This is a genomic window from Streptomyces albicerus (genome assembly GCF_008905045.1).
GTDB lineage: Bacteria > Actinomycetota > Actinomycetes > Streptomycetales > Streptomycetaceae > Streptomyces > Streptomyces albicerus.
This window is the reverse complement of sequence record NZ_VWMY01000059.1, coordinates 1-15073: the sequence shown is the minus strand read 5'-3', so window position 1 is coordinate 15073 and position 15073 is coordinate 1. Positions and strand designations below refer to the sequence as shown.

Below are 15073 nucleotides of genomic sequence, written 5' to 3'. Positions count from 1 at the left end.
AGCGATCGCAGCCAGCAGCGAAGCCGACACCGCACTGCGAAGACTCATCCGGCAGCATGCGGGTTGGACGGGGGGTGGCGGGGATGGGTTCCCCGGAATCCACCGATTCCCCGAAATTGGTATGGGTGGGAACGGAAGTGCCCAACGGGGTGGGTGTGGTGTTGTTTTGGGCCGGTTCGGCCCGGCGCCTCATCAGGCTCTGCCAGTCGCCTCAGGTGTCAGCCGCCCCAGGTTCTGTCAGCCGCCGGCGTGCGCCGACGCCCTGGGCCAGTGGTCCTGCAGCGCGCGGACCGTCTCCGCGATCGCCGGGCGGCGGGACGCTCCCGTGCGCCACAGTGCGTACAGCCGCCGTAGGGGCATGGGGTCGAGCGAGACCTCCACGACCCCGTCGGGCAGCGGGCCTCGGCCGAGGCGGGGAACGAGGCCGACACCGAGGCCCGCCGCGACAAGGGCGACCAGGGTCGGGTTCTCGTCGGCCTGGTGGACGATGTCGGGTTCGCAGCCGGCATCGCGCAGTGTGCGTATCAGCCAGTCGTGGCAGACCCGGCCGGGTGGCTGGCAGATCCAGCGCTCGTTCTTCAGGTCCGTGCGGCGAACGGAGCGGCGGGCGGCGAAGGGGTGGTCCGCGGGGACCAGAAGATCGCACAGGTCGTCCCCGATCACGGCCTGTTCGACCCCCGGAGGGGTGGGCAGGGGTGCGATGTCCCAGTCGTGCACGATGGCGACGTCGACCGCGCCCTTGGCGACCAGGTCCACGGACAGGTGCGGGTCGATCTCGGACATCCGGGTATCCAGAGCCGGGTGCCGTTTGGCCAGGTCGGCCAGTACGCCCGGCAGGAGACCGCGCGCCGCGCTCGCGAAGGCCGCGATGGTCAGCCGGCCGACCGGGAGTCCCCGCCGCTCCTCCAGCTCCGTCTCGGCCCGCTCGACGACGGCCATCAACTCCTGTGCGGCCGCGGCCAGTTGCTCCGCCTGCTCGGTGAGCCGTATGCCCCGTCCCTGCCGTTCGAGGAGCACGGTCCGGGTCTCCCGCTCCAGTTTCGCGATCTGCTGGGACACGGCGGAAGGCGTGTATCCGAGCGCGGCCGCCGCGGCGGCGACGGTGCCGTGCACGGAGACGGCGTGCAGGGCGCGCAGGCGTTGCAGATCGAGCACGGTGGCCTCCAGTCGGCGGGCTTCGCCCCAGGTCGTAAGCGGTGCTTCATCCATCCATGCAGCAATCATCGCTGGTGCTTCATGGTTCCGGGGCGTGATCCTCGACGCATGCGACCCGCCCACCTCTGTCTCGCCGTCCTCGTCGCCGCCGTCTGGGGCGTGAACTTCACCGTCATCGAGATCGGCCTCGACCACTTCCCGCCGCTCCTCTTCTCGGCCCTGCGCTTCCTGGTGGCCGCGCTGCCCGCGGTCTTCTTCGTGGGGCGCCCGAAGGTGGCGTGGAAGTGGGTCGTGGGGGTGGGGCTGGTGCTGGGGGTGGTGAAGTTCGGACTGCTCTTCATCGGGATGGACGCCGGGATGCCCGCCGGACTGTCGTCGCTCGTGGTGCAGATCCAGGCCGTCTTCACGGCGCTGTTCGCATACGTGGCTCTGGGCGAACGCCCCACCCGGATACGGCTGTTGGGCATGGCGATCGCACTGTGCGGGGTGGGAGTGGCGGCCGTGGACGAGGGCACGTCGGGCCCTCTGCTCGCCTTCTTGCTGGTTGTCGCGGCCGCCGCCTGCTGGGGAGTCTCCAATGTCCTTACGCGCAAGGCGTCCCCGCCCGACTCCCTGAACTTCATGGTGTGGGTGAGTACCGTCCCTGTGCTGCCGTTGCTGGGGCTGTCCCTCCTGATGGAAGGCCCGTCCCGTGACCTCGCCGCCCTGCGTGCCCTGGACTGGCAGGGGGTAGGCGTCATCGTCTACGTCGCCTGGGTGACGACGGTGTTCGGCTTCGGGGCGTGGGGGTGGCTGCTGCGCCGCCACCCCGCCTCGACGGTGGCCCCGTTCTCGCTCCTGGTCCCGGTCTTCGGGATGTCGTCGGCGGCGCTGTTCCTGGGGGAGTCGGTCAGCCCACTGCGGTGGTGCGCGGCGGCGTTGCTGGTGGGCGGAGTGGCACTGGCTTCGCTCGTGAGGACCGGCGGCCCTGCTCGGCCGGCCCCCGAGCCTCACACCGCGGAGGTGACGCGGCTGCCGCTCTCCAGCGCGCGCAGGTCCCTGTAGAGCAGGGCCACCACCGCGTACACGGGCGGCAGGATCACCAAGGGCAGCAGCAACAGCGCCACCGCGGTCGGGGTGATCAGGACCAGTACGCCGGTGATGTACGCGTTGTCGCCGCTCAGCCAGAGCATGGCCAGGCCGAGGGGGTGGGCGACGGGGGCGGCCGCGTACTGGAGGAGGACGAAGACGAGTACGACGGCGGCCGCGAGGAACAGGCCCATGCCGTACGTCTTCCAGGGCGCGACCCGAGTCAGCGCCCAGGAGCGGCGTACGGCCGCCTTGGAGGAGGAGCTCTCGGAGACCAGCGCAGCGGTGGCCACGCAGTGGCGGAAATACACCAGCAGGCCGAGTCCCGCGATCGCGATCGGCAGGCCCCAGCCCACGATCCGGTACTGCATCGTCGCGGTCTCACCGACGTTCGTACGCTCCACGCCGGGCACCGCGCCCGCCTCGACGGCGGCCCACAGCGCGAACCCCAGGAAGGCGACAGCGCCGACGCGCAGCCAGGTCCGCCCCTCCACCCGGATGGCGACGCCGACGTGTGGGCGCGTGCGCGCCCACAACTCCCCGATGCTCATGCGTCCTTGGCCGCCGTTGCGGGTGTGGTCGAAGGCGATCGCGTGAGCGGTGTGCAGCACGGCGAGGACGACCAACGCGACGACCAGGAGCAGGACCGTGACGACGGCTCCGACCTCTTGCAGCGACTCCATCCGGCCGTCGATGTACGCCACGATGGGGTCCTCGTCGGCGACATTCTGCTCCGCGCTTCTTCGGACCTCCTCGAACGTGCCCCAGGACACGAGGAACCCGGCCGTCACGATGCCGCCTCCGGCCAGGGTGGTGAGGGCGGTGACGATGAGCGTGAGCCCGTAGAGGGGACGCCAGTGGAGACCGAGAGTGCGGAGGGCTTCTCGGACGAGCATCAGGGGTGGGTGGTGCTCCTGCACGGCTCACCCTCCAACTGCCCGATCGGGTCTACGGATTCCTCCGGCCGGAGGGCCTGTCGACGGATCATCGCACAGCGGCGGGCGAGCACGTCCGGAAGGTGTCGTACGACGTGAACGACGGCCGCGACGCCCGGCGGAACCCCGTCCTGGCGCCGGCAGGCCGCCTTCCCTCTCGTCGTCGGTGCCCTACGCCGACTCGTTCAGCAGCCGCGCCAGATGCTCCCGGCCCGCGCCCAGCAAGCCTTCGAGCGGTGCGGCCGACTCGTACCACCGCTTCTCGTACTCCCAGCACAGCCAGCCGTCCCAGCCCTCGCGGGAGAGAAGTTCGACGCACTCCGTGAGGGGGAGGACGCCCGAGCCGAGCGGCAGCGGGGTCGTGTCGTCGGCGGAGGCGATGTCCTTGACCTGGACGTAGCCGAGGTAGGGGGAGAGCGCGGCGTAGGTGGACGAGGGCTGTTCGCCGCCCAGCCAGGTGTGCATGACGTCCCAGAGGGAGCCGACCTGGCGGTGGCCGACGAGGCCGAGGACACGGATCGCGTCGGCGCCGGTGCGGTGCGAGTCATGGGTCTCGAGGAGGATCCGTACGCCCAGGTCGGCCGCGTACTCCGCCGCCGTGCCCAGGCGGCGGGCGGCCGTCGCGTCGGCCTCCTCGGGGCCCTGGTCCGGGCCGGCGCCGGGGAAGACGCGGATGAAGGGGGCGCCGAGGTCGCGGGCGAGCTCCAGGAGCGCACGGATCTCGCCCAGTACGGGACCGTCGTCGCCCGGTGCCGCCACGCGCGCGTACCCCGCGAGGCCCAGGATCTCGATGCCCGCCGCCTTGAACTCGGCCGCCACGTCGGCCCGCTCGGTGAGGCCGATGCCGGGATGGACCGGCTCCTCGGGATGCGCGCGCAGCTCGACGCCGTGGTAGCCGTGCGTGGCGGCGAGCCGCACCACGTCGCTCATCGGGAGTCCGGGTACACCGAGAGTGGAGAAGGCCAGCTTCATGCCCCGGACACTACCCGTCACCTGTCCGCTGTCACTCGTCCGTCCGCTGCCACTTTTCCGTTGTCACTCCTGTGTCACTCCTGCGAGCCGTGCAGGTCCAGGCGCCAGTCCTGGCCGACCAGGTCCTTGCCGAAGGAGCGGTGCGGTTTCTCGGCGAGCAGGACGAAGCCGTGGCGCTGGTAGATACGGCGGGCGGAGGCCAGCACGTCGTTCGTCCACAGGACCAGCTCGCGGTAGCCGACGCCGCGCGTGAACTCGATGCAGGCCCGCACCAGTTGATCGCCGATGCCCAGGCCGCGCGCGTCCGGTTCGACGAGCAGGAGGCGCAGCCGGGCGGCGCCGGGTGCCTCGTCCCGTACGCACATCACGCAGCCGACCGGGCGGCCGTCCAGCTCCGCGATCCACACCCGCTCCAGGTGCGGGTCGTGGTCCTCGGCGAAATCGGCGACGATCCGGGCGACCAGGCCCTCGTAGTCCGCGTTCCAGCCGTACTCGGCGGCGTACAGCGCGGCGTTGCGCTGCACGATCCAGCCGAGGTCGCCCGGGCCGGGTTCACGGAGCAGGACGTCCTCGCCGCGGGGCGGCCGGCGGTGGCCGTCGGAGAGGATCTCGCGGACTGTGTGCATCGCCTCGGTGAGGCGGGGGCGGTCCCGCGGCGGCACCGTGGACAGCAGTGAGCCGACCGCCTCGCGTGAACGCTCGTCGAGGAGGTCGGCGGTCTCCCGGCCGCTGGCCGTGAGCGTGACGCGGCGACGGCGGGTGTCCTGCTCGGACGGTGCGCGCTCGATCAGCCCGTCCTTCTCGAACTTCGCCAGCAGACGGCTCAGATAGCCCGAGTCCAGGCAGAGTTCGGTACGGAGGTCCGCCGCGTCCGTGCGCGGGGAGTGGGCGAGTTCGTACAGCACGCGGGACTCCGTGAGCGTGTACGGGGCGTGGAGTTGGCGGCTGTAGTCCAGCGCGCCGATGAGGTTCGTATAGAAGCGGTTGAAGGCACGGATCTCTTGAACGGTCATGACACCTCACACCTGCTTTGCGGCTCACACGAGGGGCTGCGTAACGGGTAGATAGCTGACTCAGTCAGAGATTATGCCGCTGGGATCGGAATCTCGCACGGGGTTTTGCGGGTACGCCCGGCCGAGGATTCCCGGCAGGCGTCCGGCCGGGGATTCGCTGCCAGGTGCCCGGCCGGGGTTTCCCGGCCGGGCACCTGCGTCGACCGCTCGCGGCCCTCGCCGCTCTCGCCGCTCTCGCCGCTCTCGCCGCCAGAGGGTCAGACCTTGGCGGGCGTCCGCTCCTCCTTCTCGGCGGGCGCGCCCTCGGTGAGGCCCAGCCGCCCGTGCACCGTGCGCAGCGGCTTCGGCGAGTACCAGGCCGTACGGCCGAGGATGCGCATGGCCGCCGGTACGAGCACTCCGCGTACGGCCACCGCGTCGATCAGGATGGCCAGACCGCTGCCGAGCCCGAACATCTGGATGAAGCTGACCTGGGCCGTGCCGAAGGCGAAGAAGCTCACCGCGAGCAGCCCGGCGGCCATGGTCACGATCCGCCCGGTGTGCGAGAGCCCGCTGGTGACGGCGGTCTCCGTGTCGGCGCCCGTGTCGTGCAGCTCCTTGATCCGGCTGGTCACGAAGACCTCGTAGTCCATGGACAGGCCGAAGGCGATGCAGAACATGAGCACCGTCATGGAGGTGTCCATCGGCTGCGGCGTGAAGCCGAGCAGGGAGGACAGATGGCCGTCCTGGAAGATCCACACCATCACGCCGATGGCCGCGGTGAGGCTGACGGCGTTGAGGACCAGCGCCCGCAGTGGCTGGACCACGCTGCCGGTGAACAGGAAGAGGAGCACGAACGTGGTGCCCGCGACGAGGCCGATCGCGGCCGGGAGCCGGTCGGCGATCGAGTCCCTGGAGTCGACGAGCCGCGCGTCGGTGCCGCCGACCAGCGCCTCGGTCCCGGCGGGCGGAGCCACCGCCCGTACGTCCTTGACCAGGTCCTGGGCCTCGTCCGACTTGGGGGTGAGGCCGGTGACGACCGTGATCCGCTGGGCGTCGGGCCGGCCGAGGGCCGCGTTCGCGGGCCCTGGCGGGGTGGCGCGGCCGTCGCTGAAGGTACCCGCGGACGTCTCGACCCGCACGGTGCCGTCGAGCCGCGACAGCTCGGTCGCGTACGAACGCAGCCCGTCCGCGGCCACGGCCCCGGTCGTGACGATCTGCACCGCCGACTCATCGCTGCCCGTGAAGTCGCGCTGCACCGTGGTGGCGACCTGCCGGCTCTGGGCGCTCTCCGGCAGCACCCGCTCGTCCGGCGTGCCGAAGGTGACGCCGAGCAGCGGACTCGCGGCGAGCAGCAGGATCCCGAGGACCGGCAGCGCGGTCAGGGCGGGCCTGCGCATGACCGTACGGGCCAGCCGGCCCCAGACGGGCGCCTCGGCGCTGCGCAGGGTCTGCGCCCAGGGCAGCCGGCCGTTGTTGACCCGGTGGCCGAGCACGGCGAGCAGCGCCGGGACGACGAGCAGGGCGCTGACGGCGGCGATGACCACCACGCCGATGCCCGCGTAGGCGAAGGAGCGCAGGAAGAACTGCGGGAAGACCAGCAGGGCCGCCAGCGCGGCGGCGACGGTGGCCGCGGAGAAGACGATGGTCCGCCCGGCCGTCCGCACGGTGTGCCGGAGTGCTTCCGGAACCTCGGCGCCCTCCGCGAGGTGCTCGCGGAACCGGCTGATCATGAGCAGGGCGTAGTCGATGCCGAGGCCCAGGCCGAGGGCGGTGGTGAGGTTGATCGCGAACACCGACACGTTGGTGACGCTGCCGAGCACATAGAGCTCGGCGAACGTGCCGACGATCGCGATCAGCCCGATGACCAGGGGCAGCAGTGCCGCGACGATGCTGCCGAAGGCGATCACGAGCAGGATGAGGATCAGGGGCACGGCGATCGTCTCGGCCAGCGCGAGGTCCTTGGCGACCTGGGTGGGGACCTCGTCGCCGACCGCGGCCTCTCCGCCGGCCTGCACGGTCAGACCGTTCCGGTCGCCGGTGTACTCGTTGATGAGCGCCGAGGCGTTGTCGCCCTGCTCGGTGTCGTCGCCCTTGACGTGGGCCAGCACCAGCGCCGCGTCGCCGTCCCGGGAGGTCAGCGTGGCGGCGCCGGTGTCCCAGTACGAGATCACGTTCGCCACGGTGGGCTCGCCCTTGAGGTCCGAGGTGAGGGTGCGGCCCGCGCGTTCGGCGGCGGGGGAGCCGAGGTCGCCGTCGTCGGCCCGGACCAGCAGGACCAGATTGGTCTCGCCGCCGAACTTCTCGTCGATGAGCTCCTGGGCGCGGGTCGAGGGCGCGTTCGGATCCTCGAAGCCCCCGCCCAGGAGCTTGCCGAACGCCCCGAAGCCGATGGCCCCCATGGCGACCACGGCCACCACGGTCAGTGTCAGTACGAGTCGGCCCCGGTGGAGGGCCAGCCCGGCAATTCGATCGAACACGGTGATCGCCTCCGGATGTTTATGCCGTTAACATTGACGGTGACACAGGATGTTAACGGCGTCAACTTCGGGCAGGATGGTGTCATGGGACCGATCACGGGCGGCAAGCCCCGCTACCACCACGGCGACCTCCGCAACGCGCTGATCGGGGCCGCCGTGGAACTCGCGGCCGAGGGCGGCCCCGAGCGGGTCGTCCTGCGCGAGGCGGCCCGCAGCGTCGGCGTGTCGCCCACCGCCGCGTACCGCCACTTCAGCGGCCAGGGAGACCTCCTCCAGGCAGTGAAGCTCCGCGGCCAGCAGGCGCTCGCCGCGTCGATGACCGCGGCCGTGCGCGCCCTGCCCCGGCTCGACGACCCCGGGGAGGAGGCCGTGCGCAGGGCCGAGGCGATCGGGCGCGGGTACGTCCGGTTCGCGATCGAGCACCCGGGGCTCTACCGCACCGCCTTCTGCCGCACGACCCCGGGGGAGGACGACGACTTCACCGGCCTCGAAGTCCCCGACGACAGGCCGGAGCTCGCGGCCTTCGTGGAGCTCTCGGACACGCTCGACGCACTCGTGGCCACGGGCCGGATGCGGCCGGAGAACCGCCCCGCGGCCGAGGTCGCCGCCTGGTCGACCGTCCACGGCCTGTCGTTGCTCGTCCTCGACGGCCCCCTGGCCCGCCTCCCCGCCGAGCAGCGCGACGCGGTCGTCGAGAGCACGCTGACGACGATCGTGGCGGGGCTGATCCGTTAGGCGTGCCCTGCCCTGCCCTGCCCTGCCCTGCCGGTCCGGGGCGGCTGGTCGCCGCCACCGATGCCGGGCCGGGCCGAGCGCGCCGTAGCCGTTCCCGTCTCCAGTCCCCGTCTTCACCCTTCAGGCCGATGCGCTCGCCAACTGCGCTGTTAGCGTTGCCACTTCAGCCAGGGGGAGGGCAGTGGATGACGACCACATCGACCACGTTCCGTATCGGCGGCGATCTGGAGGTGCGGCGGCTCGGATTCGGGGCCATGCACCTGCCGACCGAGCCCGCCGCCGAACGCGAGGCGGCCGTCGCGGTCGCCCGGCGGGCCGTCGAACTGGGCGTGACGCTGATCGATACCGCCCACATGTACGGCGGCGGGGGAGCCAACGAGGAACTCCTCGCCGAGGCCCTGTACCCGTACGCGGACGGGCTGCTCGTCACCACCAAGGTCGGGGTCGTCCGATCGGAGACCTCGGGCGAGTGGGAGCTGAACGGCCGGCCGGAGGTCCTGCGGGACCAGGTCGACCAGGCCCTGCGCCGGCTCCGCGTGGAACGGATCGAGCTGCTCCAGCTGCACCGCATCGACCCCGAGACCCCGCTCGCCGACCAGCTCGGCGCGCTGCGGGAGCTCCGGGAGGAGGGCAAGGTGGGCCGGATCGGGCTGTCCGAGGTCACCGTCGACGAACTCGACCGGGCCCGGCGGATCGTCGACATCGCGAGCGTGCAGAACCGCTACAACCTGCTCGACCGTGAGCACGAGCCGGTGCTGGAGGCATGCGCGGCGGCGGGGATCGCCTTCCTGCCGTGGCGGACCGTCGCGTGGGGGAAGTCGGGCGCCGAGACCGAGGTGGCCGCGGTGGCGGCCGAACTCGACGCCACACCCACCCAGGTGTTGCTCGCCTGGCTCCTCGGCCACTCTCCGGTCATGCTCCCCATCCCGGGCACGGCCCGAATCGCCCACCTGGAAGAGAACGTCGCCGCGGCCGGCCTCGAGCTGAGCCCGGCCCAACGGGCGCGCCTGGACGGGCTGTCCGAGCCGGCGTAGGCCGTCGGCCCGTCGGTCGGTGGGCTGTCCACCGGACGACCGCGACGGCTGCCTCGCGGAGGCGGCCCCGGGCGGCGCGAGGAGGCGCCCCGACTGCCGGGCCGGTCGGGCACCGGCCGGTCGTCGTAACGTCAACACTGCGACAACCCGAGAAGAGCCCGAGAAGAGCGAGAAGAGAAGGACGCGACCCATGACCGTTCTCGACTCCCCGATCCCCCGTTTCCACCTGGCCATGCCGGTCGACGACCTGGCCGCCGCCCGCCGGTTCTACGGCGAGGTGCTGGGCCTGGAGCAGGGCCGCAGCGCCGACACCTGGGTGGACTGGAACCTGCACGGCCACCAGTTCGTCACGCACCTCGCGCCGGAGCGTGCGCGGCAGGTCCACAATCCGGTCGACGGCCACGACGTACCCGTGCCGCACTTCGGGCTGATCCTCACGGTCCCCGAGTTCCGCAAGCTCGCCGACCGACTGCGCGCGGCCGACGCCGAGTTCGTGATCGAGCCCTATGTGCGCTTCGAGGGGCAGACCGGCGAGCAGTGGACGATGTTCCTCCTCGACCCGGCGGGCAACGCCCTGGAGTTCAAGGCGTTCGCCGACGACTCCCAGGTCTTCGCCGCCTGACGCGCCGGAGCCCGACGCGCGGAAGGCGAGCGGGCACGACTCACCTCGGACGCCCCGGCCCGCCGACGCGCTGGGCCGCCCGACCCGCCCCGAACATCAGGAGTTCTTCGGCGCCCCCGTCGACCCCCGCACCATCAACTCCCCCCGAATCGTGGCGATCCCTCCGGGCGGCGCCTCCTCCCGGCCCATCGCGATCCGCCCGGCCCGGGCGCCCGCGTCCGCCAGCGGCAGCCGGACCGTCGTCAGGGCGGGTACCGCGTCGATGCTGAAGGGGAGGTCGTCGAAGCCGACGACGGAGACGTCGTCCGGGATGCGGAGGCCGGAGTCGCGTACCGCGGCGCACGCGCCGAGGGCGACCGTGTCGTTGGCGGCGACAACGGCCGTCAACTCCGGGTCGCGGCGCAGGAGTTCGAGGGTCGCCTCGTATCCGGCCCGGCGGTCGTAGCGGCCGTGGACCGTCCAGTCGGGGTTGTCGGGGACGCCGTGCGCGGCGAGCGCGGCCCGGTGGCCCTCGAGGCGGTGGCGGGTCGTGGTGCGCTCCTCCGGGCCCGCGATATAGCCCATGCGCCGGTGGCCGAGGCCGATCAGATGCTCGGTGAGCTGCTGCCCGCCGCCCCGGTTGTCGAAGGTGAGCGCCACCGCGTCGGTGTCCGCCGGTGCGGGCGGCCGCCCGCACAGCACGATCTTCGTCCCCGCGTCCGCGAGCTTCCGCAGCTTCGTCGCCACGGCCTCCGCGTGCGCGGTGTTCTCCACGGCCCCGCCCGTCAGCACCACCGCGGCGGCGCGCTGACGCTGAAGGAGCGTGAGGTAGGTGAGCTCGCGCTCCGCGGACCCGCCGGTGTTGCACACGACGGCGAGCCGCTCACCTCCCGCCCGGCCCCCGGGCCCCCCGATCTCGGACTGGATCGCCCCCGCCATGATCCCGAAGAACGGGTCGGCGATGTCGTTGACCAGGATCCCGACCAGGTCGGACGTGGCGGCGGCGAGCGCACTCGCCGGGCCGTTCAGTACGTAGTCCAGTTCGTCCACGGCTCGCAGCACCCGCTCACGGGTGGAGGCGGCCACGGGATAGTTCCCGTTCAGCACGCGCGACACCGTCGCGGGCGAGACCTGCGCGCGGGCCGCCACGTCCGCCAGGGTCACCGTCATCTCGTCGTCCTCCGGTCGCGCATCTCGTCGTACGTCGTCGTACACCGTTCCGAGGCCGTACACGACCCTCCCGGGCCGTACGCCGTCCTCCCAAGGCCGTACACGCACGAGCCCCCAGCCACGGTTTCGTGCAGACCTTATGGCCGAAGCCCCCTGTTGTTCGCACCTTCGAACAACTCGTCCCCGTCACGGTCTTGTCCGGACCGCTGCTCAGAGGCTAGCTTCTCATTGGATAGAAAGCGCTTGCTGCAACGCTCATCAGTACGGGTGTAGGCGGCGCGCACACTCGCGTACGACGCTGAGTACGACGCCTACGAAGGGAATGACGTGACACGCAAGACGGTGCGTATCGCCATGAATGGTGTGACTGGGCGCATGGGCTACCGCCAGCACCTGGTCCGTTCCATCCTGGCCATCCGCGAAGAGGGTGGCCTCGACCTCGGCGACGGCACCGTGCTGTGGCCCGAGCCGGTCCTCCTCGGCCGCCGCGAGCACGCCCTCAAGGCGCTCGCGGACCGGCACGGCATCGAGCACTGGTCCACGGACCTCGACGCCGTGCTCGCCGACCCGACCATCGACATCTACTTCGACGCCCAGGTCACCTCGGCCCGCGAGGAGGCGATCAAGAAGGCGATCGCGGCGGGCAAGCACATCTACACCGAGAAGCCGACCGCGACGGGCCTCGACGGCGCCCTGGAGCTGGCCCGCCTGGCCGCGGTCGCCGGCATCAAGCACGGTGTCGTCCAGGACAAGCTCTTCCTCCCCGGCCTGCTCAAGCTCAAGCGGCTCATCGACGGCGGCTTCTTCGGCCGGATCCTCTCCGTCCGCGGCGAGTTCGGCTACTGGGTCTTCGAGGGCGACTGGCAGTCCGCCCAGCGCCCGTCGTGGAATTACCGGGCCGAGGACGGCGGTGGCATCGTTGTCGACATGTTCCCGCACTGGGAGTACGTCCTCCACGAGCTGTTCGGCCGCGTGACGTCCGTGCAGGCGCTCACCGCCACGCACATCCCGCAGCGCTGGGACGAGCAGAGCAAGCCGTACGACGCCACGGCCGACGACGCCGCGTACGGCATCTTCGAGCTGGAAGGCGGCGCGATCGCCCAGATCAACTCGTCCTGGACCGTACGCGTCAACCGCGACGAACTCGTCGAGTTCCAGGTCGACGGCACCGAGGGCTCGGCCGTGGCCGGCCTTCGCAACTGCCGTGTCCAGCACCGCAGTTCGACACCCAAGCCGGTCTGGAACCCCGACATCCCGGCCACCTACTCCTTCCGCGACCAGTGGCAGGAGATCCCCGACAACGCCGAGTTCGACAACGGCTTCAAGGCTCAGTGGGAGCTCTTCCTCAAGCACGTCTACGCGGACGCGCCCTACCACTGGGACCTCCTGGCGGGCGCCCGCGGCGTCCAGCTCGCCGAACTGGGGCTGAAGTCCTCGGCCGAGGGCCGCCGTTTCGACGTACCGGAGATCGCGCTGTGACGAACGGAACGAACGGAATGAACACGGCGAACGGAACGAACGGAATGAACGGGGCGATTCAGCTTCCGGGCCCGGACGGGACGTTGCGCTCCTACACCCCGCGCACCGAACCGCTCGCCGTCACCACCGGAGCCCCCTTCGCCTCCCGTACGGTCTACTCGGCGGCCCACGTGGTCGCCGACCCATACGCGGACACCACCCCCGACTCGCCCGCCGCCGTCGACTGGGACGCCACCCTCGCCTTCCGCCGCCACCTGTGGTCCCACGGGCTCGGCGTCGCGGAGGCGATGGACACCGCCCAGCGGGGGATGGGCCTGGACTGGGCAGGCGCGGCCGAGCTGATCAGGCGGTCCGCCGCCGAGGCGAAGGCCGTCGGCGGGCTGATCGCGTGCGGAGTGGGCACCGACCAGCTGTCCGTCACGGAGATCGGCTACCCGTACAGCCTCGACGAGATCCGGGCCGGGTACGAGGAGCAGCTCGCGCTGGTCGAGGAGGCAGGCTCCCAGGCCATCCTCATGGCCTCCCGGGCCCTGGCCGCCGTGGCCAAGGGACCCGAGGACTACCTGGAGGTCTACGGCCATCTGCTGCGCCAGGCTTCCGAGCCCGTGATCCTGCACTGGCTGGGCCCGATGTTCGACCCGGCGCTGGAGGGCTACTGGGGCAGCACCGATCTGGACGCCGCCACCCACACCTTCCTGGAGGTCATCGCCGCCCACCCGGACAAGGTGGACGGCATCAAGGTCTCCCTGCTGGACGCCCAGCGTGAGATCGACATCCGCCGCCGCCTCCCCGACGGCGTGCGCTGCTACACCGGCGACGACTTCAACTACCCCGAACTGATCGCCGGAGACGACCGCGGCTTCAGCCACGCCCTCCTCGGCATCTTCGACCCGCTGGGCCCGCTGGCGGCCGAGGCCGTACGGGTGCTGGACACCGGCAACGCCGACGGCTTCCACGAACTCCTCGACCCCACCGTCGAGTTGTCCCGCCACCTCTTCCAGACCCCCACCCGTTTCTACAAGACGGGCGTGGTCTTCCTCGCCTGGCTCGCGGGCCACCAGTCGCACTTCACGATGGTCGGCGGCCTCCAGTCGGCCCGCTCGCTCCCGCACTTCGCCCGCGCGTACGAACTCGCCGACGGCCTGGGCCTGTTCCCGGACCCGGCGCTCGCTCAGGCCCGTATGAAGAACCTGCTCTCCCTGTACGGAGTGAACCAGTGAGTGCCCTGTCGCGTTTCTCCATCAACCAGATGACGGTCAAGCAGCTGTCGATGCCCGAACTGGTCGACGCCTGCCTGGAGTTGGGCGTCCCGGGCGTCGGCCTGTGGCGCGAGCCGGTCCAGTCGTACGGCGTGGACGCGACGGCCAAGCTCATCCGCGACGCCGGCCTGACGGTCACGACGCTCTGCCGGGGCGGCTTCTTCACGGCGATCGACCCGGCCGAGCGGGCCGAGGCCCTGGCCGACAACCGCCGCGCGATCGACGAGGCCGCCACGCTCGGCACGGACACCCTGGTGCTGGTCTCGGGCGGCCTCCCGGCGGGCTCGAAGGACCTCCACGGCGCACGGGAGCGCATCGCGGACGCACTGGGCGAGCTGGGCCCGTACGCGGCCTCGCGTGGCGTCCGGCTGGCCATCGAACCCCTCCACCCGATGTACGCCTCGGACCGCTGCGTGGTCTCCACCCTGACCCAGGCCCTGGACCTCGCGGAACGCTTCCCGGCGGAGCAGGTGGGCGTCACGGTCGACACGTACCACATCTGGTGGGACGACCAGGCCCCCGCGCAGATCGCCCGCGCGGGCGCCGGCGGCCGCATCCACACCTTCCAACTCGCCGACTGGACCACCCCGTTGCCCGAGGGCGTCCTGACCGGCCGCGGCCAGATCGGCGACGGCGCGATCGACATGCGCGAGTGGAAGTCCTACGTCGAAGCGGCCGGCTACACCGGCCCCATCGAAGTCGAGCTGTTCAACGACGGGTTGTGGGCCAGGGACGGCCGCGAGGTGCTGGCGGAGACGGCGGCGCGGTTCGTGGAGCACGCGGCCTGAGGAACATGGCTCGCGGAACACGACCTGAGGGACGCGGCTCGCGGAACTCAGTCCGAAGAATGCCGGGAACGGAACGTCGACGGGATTTCGCCCGTCGGCGTTCCGCTCCGCCCGATGATCGATGTCACTCGCATGATATCTGCCTGAATATGGCTAAACCGGTCGCTGGTCGGCATGAGCTATACCTGGTCGGGCACCGAGAACCTCCGGCGCCACATGACCAAGTACCGCAAGGCCCCGTCGGTCTCGAAGCGGAACGCGCGGTCCGGAGACATCGTCCTGTTCAAGTGACTCCTCCCTCACCTGAAGGCGGGGGCTTCTCGCTATGCCGGGTTGGCGTCGCGACGGACCAGCCCGGCCCGTAGAACATTCAGGGCGCCCACCGTGTCCGCGTGCGCGCTGTGG

Annotated in this window: 13 protein-coding genes; 7 read left to right on the top strand and 6 right to left on the bottom strand. The window is 71.2% G+C overall.

From position 1 onward, the window contains the following. Window positions 1-237: 237 nt before the first annotated feature. The gene (locus tag GAS53_RS40545) at window positions 238-1155 is read right to left on the bottom strand and encodes a LysR family transcriptional regulator (RefSeq protein ID WP_151482812.1); all 918 of its coding nucleotides are present in this window, start codon (window positions 1153-1155) and stop codon (window positions 238-240) included. A 108-nt stretch (window positions 1156-1263) separates the two neighbouring features. Here GAS53_RS40545 and GAS53_RS40540 point away from each other — a divergent pair, with 108 nt between their 5' ends. Then, window positions 1264-2199, top strand: coding sequence for an EamA family transporter (locus GAS53_RS40540; protein ID WP_151482765.1), 936 nt, complete (start codon window positions 1264-1266; stop codon window positions 2197-2199). On the opposite strand, the gene GAS53_RS40535 is transcribed toward GAS53_RS40540, so the two are convergent. From GAS53_RS40535 to GAS53_RS40520, 4 genes are all read right to left on the bottom strand, one after another. After that, on the bottom strand, window positions 2145-3119 hold the full coding sequence (locus GAS53_RS40535) for a hypothetical protein (RefSeq protein ID WP_225859398.1): 975 nt from the start codon (window positions 3117-3119) through the stop codon (window positions 2145-2147). The two genes, GAS53_RS40540 and GAS53_RS40535, sit on opposite strands and share 55 nt — an antisense overlap. A gap of 210 nt (window positions 3120-3329) precedes the next feature. Beyond that, on the bottom strand, window positions 3330-4130 hold the full coding sequence (locus GAS53_RS40530) for a sugar phosphate isomerase/epimerase family protein (RefSeq protein WP_151482763.1): 801 nt from the start codon (window positions 4128-4130) through the stop codon (window positions 3330-3332). Between the two features lie 74 nt (window positions 4131-4204). Further along, window positions 4205-5143: a bifunctional helix-turn-helix transcriptional regulator/GNAT family N-acetyltransferase gene (locus GAS53_RS40525; protein WP_151482762.1), complete on the bottom strand. Its 939-nt coding sequence runs from the start codon at window positions 5141-5143 to the stop codon at window positions 4205-4207. Window positions 5144-5400: 257 nt separating this feature from the next. Beyond that, window positions 5401-7602 (bottom strand): MMPL family transporter, encoded by a 2202-nt coding sequence (locus GAS53_RS40520; RefSeq protein WP_151482761.1) that lies wholly within the window; start codon window positions 7600-7602, stop codon window positions 5401-5403. Window positions 7603-7686: 84 nt separating this feature from the next. On the opposite strand from GAS53_RS40520, the gene GAS53_RS40515 reads away from it, so the two are divergent. From GAS53_RS40515 to GAS53_RS40505, 3 genes are all read left to right on the top strand, one after another. Further along, complete coding sequence (locus GAS53_RS40515; protein WP_151482760.1) at window positions 7687-8337, top strand: TetR/AcrR family transcriptional regulator; 651 nt, start codon at window positions 7687-7689, stop codon at window positions 8335-8337. Window positions 8338-8522: 185 nt separating this feature from the next. After that, window positions 8523-9371, top strand: a complete 849-nt coding sequence (locus tag GAS53_RS40510; protein ID WP_151482759.1) for an aldo/keto reductase — start codon at window positions 8523-8525, stop codon at window positions 9369-9371. 190 nt (window positions 9372-9561) lie between these two features. Next, a complete protein-coding gene (locus tag GAS53_RS40505; RefSeq protein WP_151482758.1) occupies window positions 9562-9993 on the top strand; it encodes a VOC family protein in 432 nt (143 codons plus the stop codon). Between the two features lie 96 nt (window positions 9994-10089). Here GAS53_RS40505 and GAS53_RS40500 read toward each other — a convergent pair whose 3' ends face one another. Then, the gene (locus tag GAS53_RS40500) at window positions 10090-11142 is read right to left on the bottom strand and encodes a LacI family DNA-binding transcriptional regulator (protein ID WP_151482811.1); all 1053 of its coding nucleotides are present in this window, start codon (window positions 11140-11142) and stop codon (window positions 10090-10092) included. A gap of 327 nt (window positions 11143-11469) precedes the next feature. On the opposite strand from GAS53_RS40500, the gene GAS53_RS40495 reads away from it, so the two are divergent. From GAS53_RS40495 to GAS53_RS40485, 3 genes are read left to right on the top strand one after another with little or no spacing between them, the layout of a single operon-like run. Continuing rightward, a complete protein-coding gene (locus GAS53_RS40495; protein ID WP_151482757.1) occupies window positions 11470-12621 on the top strand; it encodes a Gfo/Idh/MocA family protein in 1152 nt (383 codons plus the stop codon). A gap of 44 nt (window positions 12622-12665) precedes the next feature. After that, window positions 12666-13841, top strand: a complete 1176-nt coding sequence (locus tag GAS53_RS40490; RefSeq protein ID WP_151482756.1) for a dihydrodipicolinate synthase family protein — start codon at window positions 12666-12668, stop codon at window positions 13839-13841. A 29-nt stretch (window positions 13842-13870) separates the two neighbouring features. After that, on the top strand, window positions 13871-14668 hold the full coding sequence (locus GAS53_RS40485; protein ID WP_151482810.1) for a sugar phosphate isomerase/epimerase family protein: 798 nt from the start codon (window positions 13871-13873) through the stop codon (window positions 14666-14668). The last annotated feature ends 405 nt before the right edge of the window (window positions 14669-15073 follow it).